Genomic DNA, 13,628 nt, shown 5'->3' on the forward strand with positions numbered 1-13,628 from the left:
GTCGGCGGCGGCATCCATTCGTGCAGCAGTCGCGGCGAACCTCAGGTCCTTAATCTGAACCAGGTCCCCGAATCCGTGAAACGACAGGCTTCCGCCGCAGGACGCTAGTAGAGCAGGGCGGTCAGCCGAGAGCGAGTCGGCGGGACCCGGGGGTCGTCCTGGCCGATGACCTCGAACAGTTCGAGGATGCGCTCGCGAATAGCGTTGCGGCCGGGAGCTGGCTGGGCCGGAAACAGGCTCAGCAGTCGGTCGAAGGCGTCCTCGATGTGCCCACCGGACAGGTCGAGGTCGGCAACCAGCAGCTGCGCGTCGAGATCGTCGGGAGAAGAAGCGGCACCGTTCCGAATCTGGTCGATCGTTTTGCCCTGCAGGCGGGCCAGCAGGCTGACCTGGGCAAGGCCGGCGACGGCCATGGTGTCATTCGGGTTCTGGGCGATCGCCGTGCGGTATTCGCTCTGCGCGGTCGCATAATCGCCGGCCTCGATCGCGGCATAGGCCTCGAGGTGGTGCGGCGGCAGGGGCTCTTCGACGACCTCGGCCGGTTCTCCGTCTGCGGCGGCGGCCGGCGCCTCGGCCGTGCCGGTCACGCCCTGCTGGGCAGCGAGTTCGAGCACGCGGCCGAGCACGTCGCTGATCTGCTCCTCGGCCAGCGGGCCGTTGAACAGCTGTACCGGCTGGCCGGTAATGACGGCGGCGACCGTGGGCACCGACTGGGCCTGAAACGCCTGGGCGAGTTGGGGGTTGGCGTCGATGTCGACGCGGGCCAGTACGAACCGGCCGGCCAGATCGGTGATCAGCTTCTCCAGCACGGTCATCAGCGCCGTGGACGGTTCGCTCCGCGAGGCCCAAAGACCGACGATAACCGGAACGCGCGAGGACAGCTCGAGCAGCTCACCGAAGTTCGCGTCGGTGCCGTCGAGCACGAGGCTCGGCACCGGCACGACACCGGCGGGCGCGCCAGCAGCCGCTGGTGCCGCCGCGGCACCGGGTGTCGCGGGCGCTGCCGCCTGGCCACGGTTGACGAGCGAGGAAAGGTCAACCGCTCCGCGCAGGTTGGATCCGGACGGGGGCAGGTTGGTCATGGAAGCTCCGCAGATTGGGTGAGGCCCTGAGCAAAGCCCAGGAGGATGATTTTTTCGCTCGATCCGGCCGTCGGCACGTAGAACAACAGCTGGTCACTGTAGGTGTTGAGAATGCCCTTCGACGACGACGAGATTCCCGACAGTGCCTTGCTGGCGGCCCCGCTCGGGCTGACCGTGGCACCGTCATTGATCGGTTTGACGATCTCGGTCTCGTTGACGCTGACCGCCACGATGCTGCCCGAGTCGTTGGTGGCCAGGGCGACAGTGCTGCCGTCCCCCGCCGCCGTGCCGAATTCGATCGATGCGGTGGCGGGCAGGGTCGCCTGCCGGTCGGCGCGACTGGCGTCAAACTGGGCGCGGAAGGCATCCACTTCGTCTTCGAACAGGTTGACGGACGGGCTCGCAGCGCCCTGCAGGAGCACATCGGCGTAGGCCGCGGCCAATTCGTTCGGCGGCAAGAGCAGGAGTTTGTTGTCGGGCGCGATCGCCGGCGCCCCGATCAGGGCCGGAGCAACTTCGGGCACTCGCGCAGCCGGCTCAAGCTGGAAGGCGTACTCGATGAGGTAATTCGCCCGCGGTGATTCCTGCTGCAGAATAATTGCGGTCGGTGGAATCTCGGCATCCGTTTCGTTCTGAATCACCGTCATCACCACTCGCGGCCAGGAATTCGTCTGCTGCGGCAGCGTGAAGGTGAGTGGGGCTCCCGGCAAGGCCAGCAGTGGCGGCACTGTCGCGTCGACCGCCCGAATCGCGTAGTTGGCCAGGCGCTGTTCCAGCGCGGGTCCGGTGAACCGGGTCGCGAGAGTGTCCGCGTTGAGGGTCGCATCGGCATCCGCTGTCAGGAGCGAAATCTCGCCCATGATGATTTCAAGCTGCGGGACTGTGACGGCCGGTGGTGCCAGCTCGGCGGCCGCTTCAACCGAGTCGGTAGACACCGGAGTCGGGGTCGGGGTCGCCGTTTCCGTCGTCGTTGCGCTGAAATCCGGCCAGAGATCGGCCGAGCATCCGCTCAGAGCGAGACCGGACACCAAAATCATCGGCAGGATCGCTGTGCGACGGGCGATACCGCGGCGCGACGAGGTGATCTGACTGGCCTTGATGGCCTTCGGCCGGGGTGCGCGCGGCAGCCGCGGCAGGCGCGGTCCGCGCGGAACGTTGCGGCGCGGTCGCCGGGACCGGCGCAGGTGCAACAGGGCCAGCAGGTACAACACGAGTCCGAACAGCAGCAACAGGGCGCCGCCGGCAAGCAGCGGGCCGGCCCACGGGGTGGAATTATCCGATGCCCACGACAAACGGATGTTCGCGGGCGCCGGTTCGACCCCGTCCGAAGCAACGAGCACCGAGATACCCTCCGGGAGGGTCTGCGTGGTCGTCAACGAATCCGTGTCACTGACCTCCTCGAGCCACAGGTCGGAACCGGCCGGATTGACGATCAGGGGCTCGGCAGCATCGGCGGCAACCGGCTCATCCGAGCTGTCGTCGTCCGTGTCGGGTTCGACGGCAGCCGTGACAGTGGAGGTCAGTTCGCCCGTTTTTTCGCTCAGTGCCACGGTGGCATAGGCGTCATCACCGATCCAGGCGGCCACGTCTTCGGAGCGCCCGTAGGCCAAAAAGATGGGTCCCTCGCCGCGTACGTTGATCGTCTGGCTCCCCGGGGAGGCCGCGAGGGCGCTCGGGTCGATCACGGTGTACAAAGTCTCGCCGGTGGCGGTCGAGGTTAGTGAGCTGAAGGCTGGTTCGAGCAGGATAGTTCGCTGCGCGATGCCGAGCACGATCATCACGGCGGCAAGCACGAATGCCACGATGGCTAGAACAAAACGCACGTATCACCCTTCAGCAATTGAGCTGGTTGGTACTGTTCAGTCACTTTGGCTGAACCACATGACTGAAACGCCTCAGACACGATTTTCAACGTTACTCCGTTCGCCTGAAAGGAGCCTAATAGCCGTCCAGCCTCCATTCGGCAGCCGGCGCGTACCGTACGGGGCACCAACACACTAAAATTGACCGGGTGCCCCGTAATGCACGATCCATTGAGGGGCCGGGCCCCGCGTGTAAGGAGTACAAGTGTCTGACGACGACGCCGATTTCACCCAGGTATTTCGTGGCTATGACAAGGATGAGGTCGCCAAGGCTGTTCAATCCCTGCGCCGACAACTCATCCAGGCCAATACCCAAAATGCTGAGGCCGGCCGCGAGGTCAAACGATTGGCCGCCCGCATCGATGACCTCACCGCCGAGATCGAAGAGGTCGGCAGTCCCACGTTCTCCGGTCTGGGCACGAAGTTGGAAAACACCCTTCGCGTCGCGGAGGAACAGTCCACCCGCGTCATCGCCCAGGCCGATATCGACGCGGAGAAACTGCGCGCCACGACCAGCGACGAGGTCGAGCAGCTGCGACGGAATTCCACTGAGCAGGCCGAGCGCACCCTTTCCGACGCCGCCGTCAAAGCTCGCCGACTGCTCGACGATGCTCGCATTGAAACGGATGATTTGCGCGCACGTACCCAGGACGAGCAGGCGAGGGTCATGCAGGACGCTGCCCGGGACGCCTCGCTGATTCGCGGCTCTGTCGCCACCGAGGCGGCCGAGGCCCGAGCCACAGTGAAACGTGAGGTGTCAGCCATCCGCTCTGAAGCGGATCGCGAAGCCGCCGAGGTGCGCGTCGTCGCGCAGCGTGAGGCCACCGAGGCTCGCGAAGAAGCGGCCGGCCTGACGCGCGAAACGGAACTTATTCGCGCCGAAGTAGCGCTGGAACTCGACCAGCAGCGCGCGACCCTCAAACAGGAAACCGACCAGGCCCGCGTGACGCTGGCTGCCGAAACCGACCAGGCTCGTGTGGATCTCGCACGCGACACCGAAGAAGCCCGACTGAGCCGCGCTCACGAAGCCGAGCAGGCACGCACCCTGCTCGCCGCCGAGGTGGAACAGGGCCGCATCGACGTGGCCCGCGAGATCGAGCAGGCCCGCGCAGTCGCCGAGGTCGAAAGCGCGCAGGCCCAGACTGACCTCGCCCGCGACCTCGAGCGCAAGCGCGTCACGGCCGATCGCGAGATCGAGCAGGCACGTGCCGCCCTGGCCGCCGACGTGGAACAGGCCGGCGCCGACCTGACCAGGGATAACCAGCAAGCCCGCCTCGAGGCGGAGGCCGAGGCCGAGCAGGCCCGCATCGACGTACAAACCGAGCTCGCCGCGACCCGGAAGACCGGCCAGCACGAGGCCGCCCAGCTGGCCAGAGAAATCGACCAGGCCCGAGCCGACTTCGATGTCGAGCTGAAAGCCCGCCGCGACGAAGCAGAGCAGGAACACCTCACCTCGCACCAGGAGGCGGTGGCACTGGCGCAGAAATTCCAGACTGATGCCGCCGGGCAGCTCGCCGAGACAACTGAACGTACGCTCGAACTGCGTGCGCTCAACGAGCAGCTGGACACAGGAGCCCGGGCGGAGGCCAAGGCCAACAAGGACCACGCCGACGAGACTGCCGCGCGCATTCTGCACGACGCCCAGACCAGCGCTTCGGCACTCGTCGAGGATGCGACGACACGGTCGCGTGCCCTGGTCGCTGACGCGGAAGATCGCATGGCGCAGATTAGAATTGAGCGCGATGCCGTAGCAGGGTACTTTGAAAGTCTGCGCAGCGTTTTGACCCAGGCAGAACGGGTCGCAGCCGAGTAATTCCCTACTCCTGGAGACGACCCGTGAAAATTCAGAATGCGTTTCGGTTCGGACTCGTCGGCACCCTGGGCGTAGGCCTCGGCCTTTTGATCATCACCTCGGTGATCACCCTGCAGACGATCATCATCTACGTGGGAGCCGCGCTATTTATTGCGCTTGGTCTCGATCCGGCCGTCTCCTGGCTGGAGAAGAAGCGATTTCCCCGCTGGGCCGCGATTCTCACCGTGGTCGCCGCCGTGCTCGGTGTGCTCACCGGCGTCGTTTTCGCAATCGCTCCGATCATCGTCGACCAGGTCTCCAAGCTGGCCCAGCTCATTCCGGATTTGGTCAAGGCGGTGAACAGTTCTACGTTTCTGAGTGATCTCCAGGAGCAGTTTCCCGGCCTCGACATCACGGGGATCACCAAGACCGTCACCGACTCTGTGGGCGGCAACCTCACCAACATCACCACCACGATCGTTCAGTCCGGACTCGCGTTCGTCGGTGGCCTGTTCGGTGCCCTCATCATTCTTATTCTCACGCTGTACTTCACCGCCTCCCTCAACAGCATGAAGCGCGCCACCTACCAGCTGGTTCCCGCGTCGAAGCGGGAGCGGTTCACCGATATCAGTGAGCAGATCACCACGGCCGTCGGCCGCTACATCGTGGGACAGGCCGCGCTCGCCTCGGTGAACGGCGTGCTGAGCTTCATCTTTCTCTCGATCATCGGCGCACCGTTCCCGGCGTTGCTCGCCTTCATCGCTTTTCTGCTCTCGCTCGTTCCGCTCGTCGGTACCATCTCGGGGTCGGTCATCATCGTGCTGACCTGTTTGATTCCCGAGATCGGCAGCTCACCCCAGACCGCGCTGGCCGCCGCCATCTACTACCTCATCTATATGCAGGTGGAAGCATACGTTCTCAGCCCCAACATCATGAGCCGCGCCGTGTCGGTTCCGGGCGCTGTCGTGGTGATTGCGGCACTGGCCGGCGGCAGCCTGCTCGGCATTCTCGGCGCGCTGATCGCCATCCCAGTCGCCGCGTCGGTCATCATGATCGTCAAGCAGGTCGTCATCCCCCGCCAGAACGAGCTCTAGCTGCTACAACCGGCTTAGGACGGGTCGCGCAGGCCGTCCGTCCATTCGATGGGTAGTGGCAGCGCGGCGGGGTTGACGGTGGCGACGATCTCGGTGAGAACCCGCCGGGTCAGGTTTTCGCCGACCCAGAGGTGTTTGCCGCCCTCGACGGCGACGAACCGAAGGCTGGGCACACTCGCGAACCGCAAGCGAGCGGCATCCGGTCGCAGGTAATCGTCGAATTCGGGAATGACCGCGACCAGCTGCCGCTCATTCCCAGCCCACGCGGCCAGTTCGGCCTTCGTCGTGCGGTGCAGCGGCGGCGACAGCAGAATAGCGCCGCGGATCGGGTGCTCCAGCCCGTACTTGAGGGCGAGCTCAGTGCCGAAGGACCAGCCGACCAGCCACGGATTGGGCAACTGGCGTTCGGCGACGAAGGCCATCGCCGCGGCCACGTCGGCGCGTTCGGTGATGCCCTCCCCGAAGTCACCGCCACTGGTGCCGCGCGGCGACGAGGTCCCGCGGGTGTTGAAGCGCAGTACGGCCAGATCGGCCATCGCCGGCAGGCGGTTGGCCGCCTTGCGCAGAATGTGCGAGTCCATGAATCCACCGGCCGTGGGCAGCGGATGCAGCGTCACGAGCGTCGCCACCGGCGTACGCCCGATCGGGGTCGCCAACTCCCCCACCAGGGTGAGGCCATCGCTGGTTTTCAGTTCAATGTGCTCGATGCTGGCGGGCAGTTTGATGCTGCCACGAATGCCGACCGGCAGGGTCACGGACGTCTCCTCGGTCATTTGATTCTCCAACAGTGAGTGTGCCAGTGCCGCCGGTTGGCCAGGTCGGCCGCATCGCCGAGCACTCCGTCGCCGCGCCAGGCGACCATGTGCGCCGTACCGGGCACGATGTCGAGGGTGCAGCCGGGACACAGATAGGTCTTCGCGGCCTGCTTGGCCGGCACCGGTTGAACATGCCACAGTCCGTCGCGGCGCACCTCGCTGCGGCGCCAGCCCGCCAGCAGGTCGTTCAGGTCAGCGCCTTCGCCATCGTCTCGCGGAGCGCTCTTGCGCCCTCGGGGTCGATTGCTGCGCGCCATCACAACAGTCTAGGTCGCTGCCCGACGACGCCGTAAATCAGAAGGGTAAGCGCTAATACCAGCCGGAAGCCTGGGACTTGGCCCAGGCACCGCACGGAGTGCCGTAGCGGCCGGTGATATAGCTGAGGCCCCATTCGATCTGGGTTCCGGCGTTAGTCGCCCAGTCGTCACCGGCCGTGGCCATTTTGGAGCCGGGAAGCGCCTGCGGGATGCCGTAGGCTCCGCTCGAACTGTTCTCGGCGTTCACACGCCAGCGTGATTCCTTCTGCCACAGCGAGACCAGGCAGTTGTATTGGTCTTCGCCCCAGCCGCGACCCGCGACAGCGTCGTAGGCGTAGGCCTGAGCCGAACCGGGATCCGGCACTGCGGCGGACGGGGCGGTGACGCTTCGCTTCTTTTCCACGGCGACGACCACCGGAACCGGTTTGGGCTTCTCGGTGACGGTGAAGCCGTCGCGAGTGATGGTATTGGTGTAGCTGCCGGCAACGAGCACGGCCTGGGCCGGCCCCTCGTCGGTGGCGCTGCCGGCGAGTTGAAAGTAGGGGGATGCAGTGGCACCCGAGTAGGGATCGACGACGGTCACGAGCACGAACGCGAAGGCGGCGGTGAATCCGAACAGAAAGTGAGTCGGCTTGGCTCGACGCCGAGTTCGACGAACCGGCGGCCGCGCCTTGGCCGGGACGGATTCGATTAGTTGCAGATGCCTACCCATTACTAGATGACCCTAGCCCACATCTTTGGTAACGGCCAGATAACGGTCACCAAATCAACGTACCGACAGCATCACGTCGACGACGCTGTCGAGCACCAGGTCGACCTGGGCTTCGCGGTATCCGCCCCGTTCAGGGCGAAAAACGGCGGTTCGTACTTCGTCGACGGTGAGCTCACGACCGTCCAGAAAATACTTCACCAGTTTGTTTGCGAACCGATCGACATCGACCCGTTTGTAGCCGACCGCGAGCACACTGGTACGGGTGAATCGGTGACCGGGCGCACGGCTGAGGCGGGCAACAAGTACCGTGGCGGTCTTCTCGGCGCCGACCATCCAGGCCTGCTCTCCCCCGGTGCGCGAGGCGTGATCGCGTTCCCGGGCGGCAAAGGCGTCCTCGAGTCGCTCCAGTGCAGCGTCGACATGTTCCGGCGAATATCCGCCCTTGTGCATGGCGAAGGCGGTGTGTCGAATGGCTTCGGCCGTCAAGGTCGCGCCGGTACGCTCGGCTTCCGCGGCTGCCTTGTCCGCGACGATGGCGTGGATGGCCTCGGTCACCTTCGGGCCGGTGCCCGATGCCGGGCTTCCGTGGCGGTCAGCGCCATTGCGGACGGCGACCTCGTCCACTGATTCGAAGCCGGACTCGACGACGCCGGTGTCGGCATCCGTTTCATTGTCGGTCAGGTCGTGCCGATCGTAGGCGCGTCGGGCCGCGGCCAGAAAGGCATCGACCTGACTCACGTTGTAACCGAGAGTTTTCTTGGCCACTCGGGGAAATATGGTGCTCATAGCCTCATTGTCTCGGTTGTGCTGACGGGGGGCGAATCGGTTCGGCTCACGCAAAGACCAGGTAGAGGGCGTAGGCCGCGGCAGCCGACGGGAGGATCGAGTCCAGCCGGTCCAGAAAACCGCCGTGCCCGGGCAGCCAGGAGCTCATGTCCTTGATACCGAGGTCGCGTTTGATCAGCGATTCGGCCAGATCGCCGAACGTCGCCGTGAGCAGAATCACGACGCCGAAGACCAGCCCGAACCACCACTCCTGATCCAGCATAAAGATGGACAGCAGAACGCCGGCGATCATGCAGATCAGGCCGGCACCGATAAAGCCTTCCCAGGTTTTCTTGGGGCTGATCGAGGGTGCCATCGGATGCTTGCCAAAATTGAGCCCGCTGACGTAGGCCCCGGTATCGGCGGAAATAACCAGGATCAGGAAGGCGAGCGCCCACCACTGCCCCTCGGGCTGGGCGACGAGCAGCACGGCAAAGCTCGCCAGGAACACGACATAGACCTGAATCAGGATGCCGCCGCCCACGTCGCCGACAATGGACCGGGCCGGGGCGCGATGGGACGGAATCACCAGAAGCGCCAGCCGCCACAGGGCGATCAGCACGATCCCGCCGAGCATCACGAGCCACTGGCCGGTCGCCTCGCCGTAGAACGCGGCCGGGACGATCGCGACAGCAGAGATGACGACCGGGATACGCGGAACGTTGCGTCCGGCGTGCCGCAGCGCCTGGGCCAGCTCGAACGCACAGAAGGCGACGATCACGACCGCGAAGATCATGAACAATTGCTTGACGATGATGAGGCTGACCAGCATCGAACCGCCGAGCACGAGCCCGATCAGTATCGCGAGAATGAGGTTGCGCCCGGTACGGGCTTCAATGCGCTCGTTGGTGGCATCGAGCTGGGCACGCGTCGCCTGCACCTGCCGCTCGAAATCAGCCTTGGTAGTTTGCACCTGACGTTCAAAATCGGCCCGCGTCGTCTTCACTTGCGCCCGAAACTCGGCACGACTGACACCGTGACCGCGCCTCGGCGGCTGGTCGTTCCCGGGTTTCTCGGTCATCTAAAGGCTCCCTAGATCTCGAGGAGTTCGGCTTCCTTGCGCTTGAACGCGTCATCAATGCCGTCCACGTGGCTCTTGGTGATCAGCTCCAGCTCTTTCTCGGCCCGACCGACCTCGTCGTCGCCGACCTCGCTCTTGAGGGCGTCGAGCTCATCCTTGGCCTTGCGACGGATGTTTCGCACCGAGATGCGGGCATCCTCTGCTTTGGCCTTGACGATTTTCACGAATTCCTTGCGGCGTTCCGTGGTGAGCTCTGGGAGGGTCGCACGAATGGTGGTGCCGTCGTTGCCGACGTTGGCGCCCAGGTTCGGAGTGTCGCGAATGGCGATCTCGATGTCGCGCAGGGCCGCCTTGTCATACGGGCCGATCAGCATGGTGCGGGCTTCCTGGTTCTGCAGGGAAGCAAGCTGCTCCAGCGGGGTCATGGTGCCGTAGTAGCTCACCAGGATTTTCGCGAACATCTGCGGGTTGGCACGCCCAGTACGCACGGTTCCAAAATCATCTTTGGCGGCCTCGAGGGCCCGGTTCATGCGCGCAGTGGCGTCGGAAAGAACATCCGCGATCACGGTGACTCCTTTATTGGTGGTGGAATAATTCTAGTTGGAGACGCGCGTGCCCAGATCGGTGCCCAGAATGGCGGCGGTGACGTTGCCTTCCGGGGCCATGCCGAAGACCTGCATCGGCATGTGGTTGTCCATGCACAGGCTGAAAGCGGTGGAGTCGACCACCTTGAGCCCGCGCTGCAGCGCCTCGAGGTAGGTGATGTGGTGGATCTTCTGCGCATCGGGGTTGGTGCGTGGGTCGTCAGAATAAACGCCGTCGACACCGTTTTTTGCCACGAGCACGACGTCAGCGTCGATTTCAAGGGCGCGCTGGGCAGCGACGGTGTCGGTGGAAAAGTAGGGCAGGCCGGCGCCGGCGCCGAAGATGACGACGCGGCCCTTTTCGAGGTGACGCTCGGCGCGGCGCGGAATGTACTGCTCAGCGACCTGAGTCATCGAGATCGCGGACTGCACCCGGGTTTCAGCGCCGGCCTGCTCCAGGAAGTCCTGCAGGGCCAGTGCGTTCATGACTGTGCCGAGCATGCCCATATAGTCGGCGCGGCCACGGTCCATGCCGCGCTGGGAGAGCTCTGCGCCGCGGAAGAAGTTGCCGCCGCCTACGACGATGGCGACCTCGACCTGCTTGGCACCCTCGGCGATTTCACGGGCCAGCGAGCTGACGACATCCGGGTTGACTCCGACGGCGCCGCCGCCAAAAGCCTCACCCGACAATTTCAGAAGCACTCGTCGTTTCTTGACGATAGCGGTGGGCCTGACCGGTACAGAAAAAGTACTGGCCGGGCTGTTATGGGTGTGCGTGCTGGCCGTGTCAGTCATGTCGTGCGGGGCCTTCCGAAGTGGGGTGTTACCAAACTACCAAGAGCGTGCGCGTACCCCAGGGGGCACACACAAAAACGGAGGCCGGATCGCTTTCGCAATCCGACCTCCGTCATTTGTTGTTAGGCGCCGACCTTGAACCGGGCGAAGCCCGACACGGTCAGTTTTGCATCGTCGAGGACCTTCGCGACGGACACCTTGTTGTCCTTGGCGTAGTCCTGTTCGAGCAGGGCGACCTGCTTGAGGTACGCCTTGACGCGTCCCTCAACGATCTTGGGCAGTGCCGCTTCCGGCTTGCCCTCGTTCTTCGAGATCTCGGTGACGATCTTGCGCTCGGTCTCCACCAGGTCAGCAGGAACATCGCTGGCCGCGAGGTACTCGGGGTTGGCGAACGAGATGTGCTGGGCGACGCTGCGAGCGGTCTCCACGTCGGCTCCAGAGAAGCCGAGAACAACGCCGACCTGCGGGGGCAGGTCCTTGCTGGTCTTGTGCAGGTAGATCGAGAACGATTCGCCGGTGACGGCGGCAACACGGCGAAGTTCGAACTTCTCGCCGATGATGGCCGCTTCGCCGTCGATGAGCTCGGCAACGGTCTGGGTGCCGGCCGTCGCGGCCAGTCCAGCCTCAACCGTGGTCGCGCCAGCGGCGGCGATCGCGTCGAGCACCTTGTCGGCCAGAACGACGAACTTGTCACCCTTGGCGACGAAGTCGGTCTCGCAGGCGAGTTCGATCATGTATGCGGTCGTGCCGATTTCCTTGGCAGCGACGAGTCCCTCAGAGGTGGAACGGTCAGCGCGCTTGGCGTTGCCTTTTGCACCCTTGAGACGCAGGATCTCGATGGCCTTCTCCATGTCGCCGTCGGCTTCAACGAGGGCGTTCTTGGTGTCGACCATTCCGGTGCCGAGGTTCTCGCGGAGAGCCTTGACGTTTTCGAGTGTGAAGTTTGCCATACCGGGTTCCTTACTTGGTTTCTTCGGCAACAACGGTCGGCTCATCGGCGACGGCAGCCAGTACGGCGGCAACGTCGGAGTCGGCGACAGCGTCGGCGATGGTGACGGAGGGCTCTGCAACGACGGCCTCGTCGGCGGCGACGGTAGCGTCGGCAACCTTCTCGGTCTCGGCAGAGGACTGCGCGGGGGTGGTTTCGGCGTCGGAGGCCTGAAGCAGTTCAGCTTCCCACGCGGCGAGGGGCTCAACTTCGGCCTCCGGCTTGGCGTGGCGCTGGATCAGGCCCTCGGCTGCTGCGTCCGCGATAATGCGGGTCAGCAGGCCAACGGAGCGGATGGCGTCGTCGTTGCCCGGGATCGGGTACTGCACGTCGTCGGGGTCGCAGTTGGTGTCGAGGATGGCGATGACGGGGATGCCGAGCTTGCGCGCCTCGTCAATAGCGAGGTGCTCCTTGTTGGTGTCAACAACCCACAGCGCAGACGGGGTCTTCGTGAGGTTGCGGATTCCGCCGAGGCTCTTGTGCAGCTTGACGAGTTCGCGCTTCTTGATGAGCATTTCCTTCTTCGTGAAACCGCTCTTGGCGGTGTCTTCGAAGTCGAGCTCTTCGAGTTCTTTCATGCGGGCCAGACGCTTGGAAACGGTCTGGAAGTTGGTGAGGAGTCCACCGAGCCAGCGCTGGTTGACGTAGGGCTGACCTACGCGCTGCGCCTGCTCTGAAATGGATTCCTGGGCCTGCTTCTTGGTGCCAACGAAGAGGATGGTGCCGCCGTGGGCAACCGTCTCCTTGACGAAGTCATAGGCCTTGTCAACGAACCCGAGCGACTGCTGCAGGTCGATGATGTAGATGCCGGAACGCTCGGTGAAGATGAAGCGCTTCATCTTCGGGTTCCAACGGCGGGTCTGGTGCCCGAAGTGCACACCGCTGTCAAGCAGCTGGCGAATTGTTACGACGGCCATGTGCCGTACTCCTGTTCTGATGCGCGCTTGCACGCACACCAATCGGTTTGTGCGATGATCGGTCGATCATCGCTCCTGGTACCCGGCACATGTCCGCCCTGTACCTGCAAGATTCGCTGTGCATGAATCTGGCTGTACGGGACCGATTGGACATGGCGGCCAAATGGGCACGCGTAGTCAGCGCACAAAGCGCTGCTGGGGATAGCGTATCACCGTCGGCCGGGTGGTCGAGACCGGACTGCAGGAAAACAGCTCCTCCACCGCAGCAGTCCTTATGTCCTCTGCACGAATGCGCCCACGAGCTGTTCGCCCGAGGCGCCCCCGGCCAGGCTGGCCCCATGCATACGTTACGCAATCTCGCGATTCGCCGCCTGGCGGCATCCGCTGTAATGCTGCTCATTCTCCTCGGGAGTCAGTTTGCCACGGCGAGCGCGGTTCCCCCGGCGGTCGTGACGCTGGCAGCGGATGTCTGGCGCTGGCCGCTCCCGGAGCCGCACCGGGTGATCGCCCCGTTCATTGCGCCGGTCACGCCGTATGCTGCCGGTCATCGCGGCATCGACCTGATGGCGCAGACCGGCGATACCGTGCTGGCTCCGCACGACGGCGTCGTATCGTTCGCCGGAGTGGTCGTTGATCGACCGGTGCTCTCCATCACCCAGGCCGGTGATCTGATCACAACGGTGGAGCCGGTGCTGGCGCTCGTGGCCGAGGGCGACCGGGTGCAGGCCGGGCAGCAGATCGGAACTGTGGCGACGGGCGGTCATTGCGCGCCGGGCTGCCTGCACCTGGGGGTACGCCTGCACGGGAACTACGTGTCGCCGCTGCTCTATCTCGGCGGCTTGCAGCGGGCCGTGTTACTTCCGGCCGGCCCGTAACGGTGCGCC

14 protein-coding genes are annotated in these 13,628 nt (G+C 64.5%); 3 read left to right on the top strand and 11 right to left on the bottom strand.

Annotation, left to right across the window (positions count from 1 at the left end; genetic code table 11):
• Positions 1-104: 104 nt before the first annotated feature.
• Positions 105-1,082 carry a tetratricopeptide repeat protein gene (locus E3T46_RS14470; protein ID WP_134579085.1) on the bottom strand — a complete coding sequence of 326 codons (978 nt, stop codon included), beginning with the start codon at positions 1,080-1,082 and terminating at the stop codon, positions 105-107.
• Positions 1,079-2,905: a hypothetical protein gene (locus E3T46_RS14475; RefSeq protein WP_134579086.1), complete on the bottom strand. Its 1,827-nt coding sequence runs from the start codon at positions 2,903-2,905 to the stop codon at positions 1,079-1,081. The genes E3T46_RS14470 and E3T46_RS14475 overlap by 4 nt, the downstream gene beginning before the upstream one ends.
• 244 nt (positions 2,906-3,149) lie before the next feature.
• Here E3T46_RS14475 and E3T46_RS14480 point away from each other — a divergent pair, with 244 nt between their 5' ends.
• Both E3T46_RS14480 and E3T46_RS14485 read left to right on the top strand, forming a co-directional pair.
• Complete coding sequence (locus E3T46_RS14480) at positions 3,150-4,757, top strand: hypothetical protein (RefSeq protein ID WP_134579087.1); 1,608 nt, start codon at positions 3,150-3,152, stop codon at positions 4,755-4,757.
• Positions 4,758-4,780: 23 nt separating this feature from the next.
• Entirely contained in the window at positions 4,781-5,830 is a 1,050-nt protein-coding gene (locus tag E3T46_RS14485) for an AI-2E family transporter (RefSeq protein ID WP_134470195.1), read from the top strand.
• 14 nt (positions 5,831-5,844) lie between these two features.
• On the opposite strand, the gene E3T46_RS14490 is transcribed toward E3T46_RS14485, so the two are convergent.
• The 9 genes from E3T46_RS14490 to rpsB all read right to left on the bottom strand — a co-directional run bounded on the left by E3T46_RS14490 (position 5,845) and on the right by rpsB (position 12,744).
• Positions 5,845-6,603 (bottom strand): alpha/beta fold hydrolase, encoded by a 759-nt coding sequence (locus tag E3T46_RS14490; RefSeq protein ID WP_134579088.1) that lies wholly within the window; start codon positions 6,601-6,603, stop codon positions 5,845-5,847.
• Positions 6,600-6,902, bottom strand: coding sequence for a hypothetical protein (locus E3T46_RS14495; RefSeq protein WP_174845409.1), 303 nt, complete (start codon positions 6,900-6,902; stop codon positions 6,600-6,602). The genes E3T46_RS14490 and E3T46_RS14495 overlap by 4 nt, the downstream gene beginning before the upstream one ends.
• A 52-nt stretch (positions 6,903-6,954) precedes the next feature.
• Positions 6,955-7,614 (bottom strand): lytic transglycosylase domain-containing protein, encoded by a 660-nt coding sequence (locus E3T46_RS14500; RefSeq protein WP_134579089.1) that lies wholly within the window; start codon positions 7,612-7,614, stop codon positions 6,955-6,957.
• A gap of 54 nt (positions 7,615-7,668) precedes the next feature.
• Positions 7,669-8,400, bottom strand: coding sequence for a DivIVA domain-containing protein (locus E3T46_RS14505; RefSeq protein ID WP_134579090.1), 732 nt, complete (start codon positions 8,398-8,400; stop codon positions 7,669-7,671).
• Between the two features lie 46 nt (positions 8,401-8,446).
• On the bottom strand, positions 8,447-9,460 hold the full coding sequence (locus E3T46_RS14510) for a phosphatidate cytidylyltransferase (protein ID WP_134442791.1): 1,014 nt from the start codon (positions 9,458-9,460) through the stop codon (positions 8,447-8,449).
• Positions 9,461-9,471: 11 nt separating this feature from the next.
• The gene (gene frr, locus E3T46_RS14515) at positions 9,472-10,026 is read right to left on the bottom strand and encodes a ribosome recycling factor (protein WP_092449207.1); all 555 of its coding nucleotides are present in this window, start codon (positions 10,024-10,026) and stop codon (positions 9,472-9,474) included.
• Between the two features lie 30 nt (positions 10,027-10,056).
• Positions 10,057-10,839, bottom strand: coding sequence for a UMP kinase (gene pyrH, locus E3T46_RS14520; RefSeq protein ID WP_134579091.1), 783 nt, complete (start codon positions 10,837-10,839; stop codon positions 10,057-10,059).
• Positions 10,840-10,961: 122 nt separating this feature from the next.
• A complete protein-coding gene (gene tsf, locus E3T46_RS14525; RefSeq protein WP_134579092.1) occupies positions 10,962-11,789 on the bottom strand; it encodes a translation elongation factor Ts in 828 nt (275 codons plus the stop codon).
• 10 nt (positions 11,790-11,799) lie between these two features.
• Positions 11,800-12,744, bottom strand: a complete 945-nt coding sequence (rpsB, locus tag E3T46_RS14530; protein ID WP_134579093.1) for a 30S ribosomal protein S2 — start codon at positions 12,742-12,744, stop codon at positions 11,800-11,802.
• A 338-nt stretch (positions 12,745-13,082) separates the two neighbouring features.
• Between rpsB and E3T46_RS14535 the strand changes: the two genes are divergently transcribed.
• Positions 13,083-13,619 carry a M23 family metallopeptidase gene (locus tag E3T46_RS14535; RefSeq protein WP_134579094.1) on the top strand — a complete coding sequence of 179 codons (537 nt, stop codon included), beginning with the start codon at positions 13,083-13,085 and terminating at the stop codon, positions 13,617-13,619.
• The last annotated feature ends 9 nt before the right edge of the window (positions 13,620-13,628 follow it).

Origin of the sequence: Cryobacterium sp. Hh11 (assembly GCF_004404045.1) — a bacterium.
In the GTDB taxonomy this organism is placed as follows: Bacteria; Actinomycetota; Actinomycetes; order Actinomycetales; family Microbacteriaceae; genus Cryobacterium; species Cryobacterium levicorallinum.

Bases quoted from the DNA above. Each gene is read 5' to 3' on its own strand.
- E3T46_RS14470 (WP_134579085.1), bottom strand. From the start codon at position 1,082: ATGACCAACCTGCCCCCGTCCGGATCCAACCTGCGCGGAGCGGTTGAC.
- E3T46_RS14490 (WP_134579088.1), bottom strand. From the start codon at position 6,603: ATGACCGAGGAGACGTCCGTGACCCTGCCGGTCGGCATTCGTGGCAGC.
- E3T46_RS14495 (WP_174845409.1), bottom strand. From the start codon at position 6,902: ATGGCGCGCAGCAATCGACCCCGAGGGCGCAAGAGCGCTCCGCGAGAC.
- E3T46_RS14500 (WP_134579089.1), bottom strand. From the start codon at position 7,614: ATGGGTAGGCATCTGCAACTAATCGAATCCGTCCCGGCCAAGGCGCGG.
- E3T46_RS14505 (WP_134579090.1), bottom strand. From the start codon at position 8,400: ATGAGCACCATATTTCCCCGAGTGGCCAAGAAAACTCTCGGTTACAAC.
- E3T46_RS14510 (WP_134442791.1), bottom strand. From the start codon at position 9,460: ATGACCGAGAAACCCGGGAACGACCAGCCGCCGAGGCGCGGTCACGGT.
- pyrH (WP_134579091.1), bottom strand. From the start codon at position 10,839: ATGACTGACACGGCCAGCACGCACACCCATAACAGCCCGGCCAGTACT.
- tsf (WP_134579092.1), bottom strand. From the start codon at position 11,789: ATGGCAAACTTCACACTCGAAAACGTCAAGGCTCTCCGCGAGAACCTC.
- rpsB (WP_134579093.1), bottom strand. From the start codon at position 12,744: ATGGCCGTCGTAACAATTCGCCAGCTGCTTGACAGCGGTGTGCACTTC.
- E3T46_RS14535 (WP_134579094.1), top strand. From the start codon at position 13,083: ATGCATACGTTACGCAATCTCGCGATTCGCCGCCTGGCGGCATCCGCT.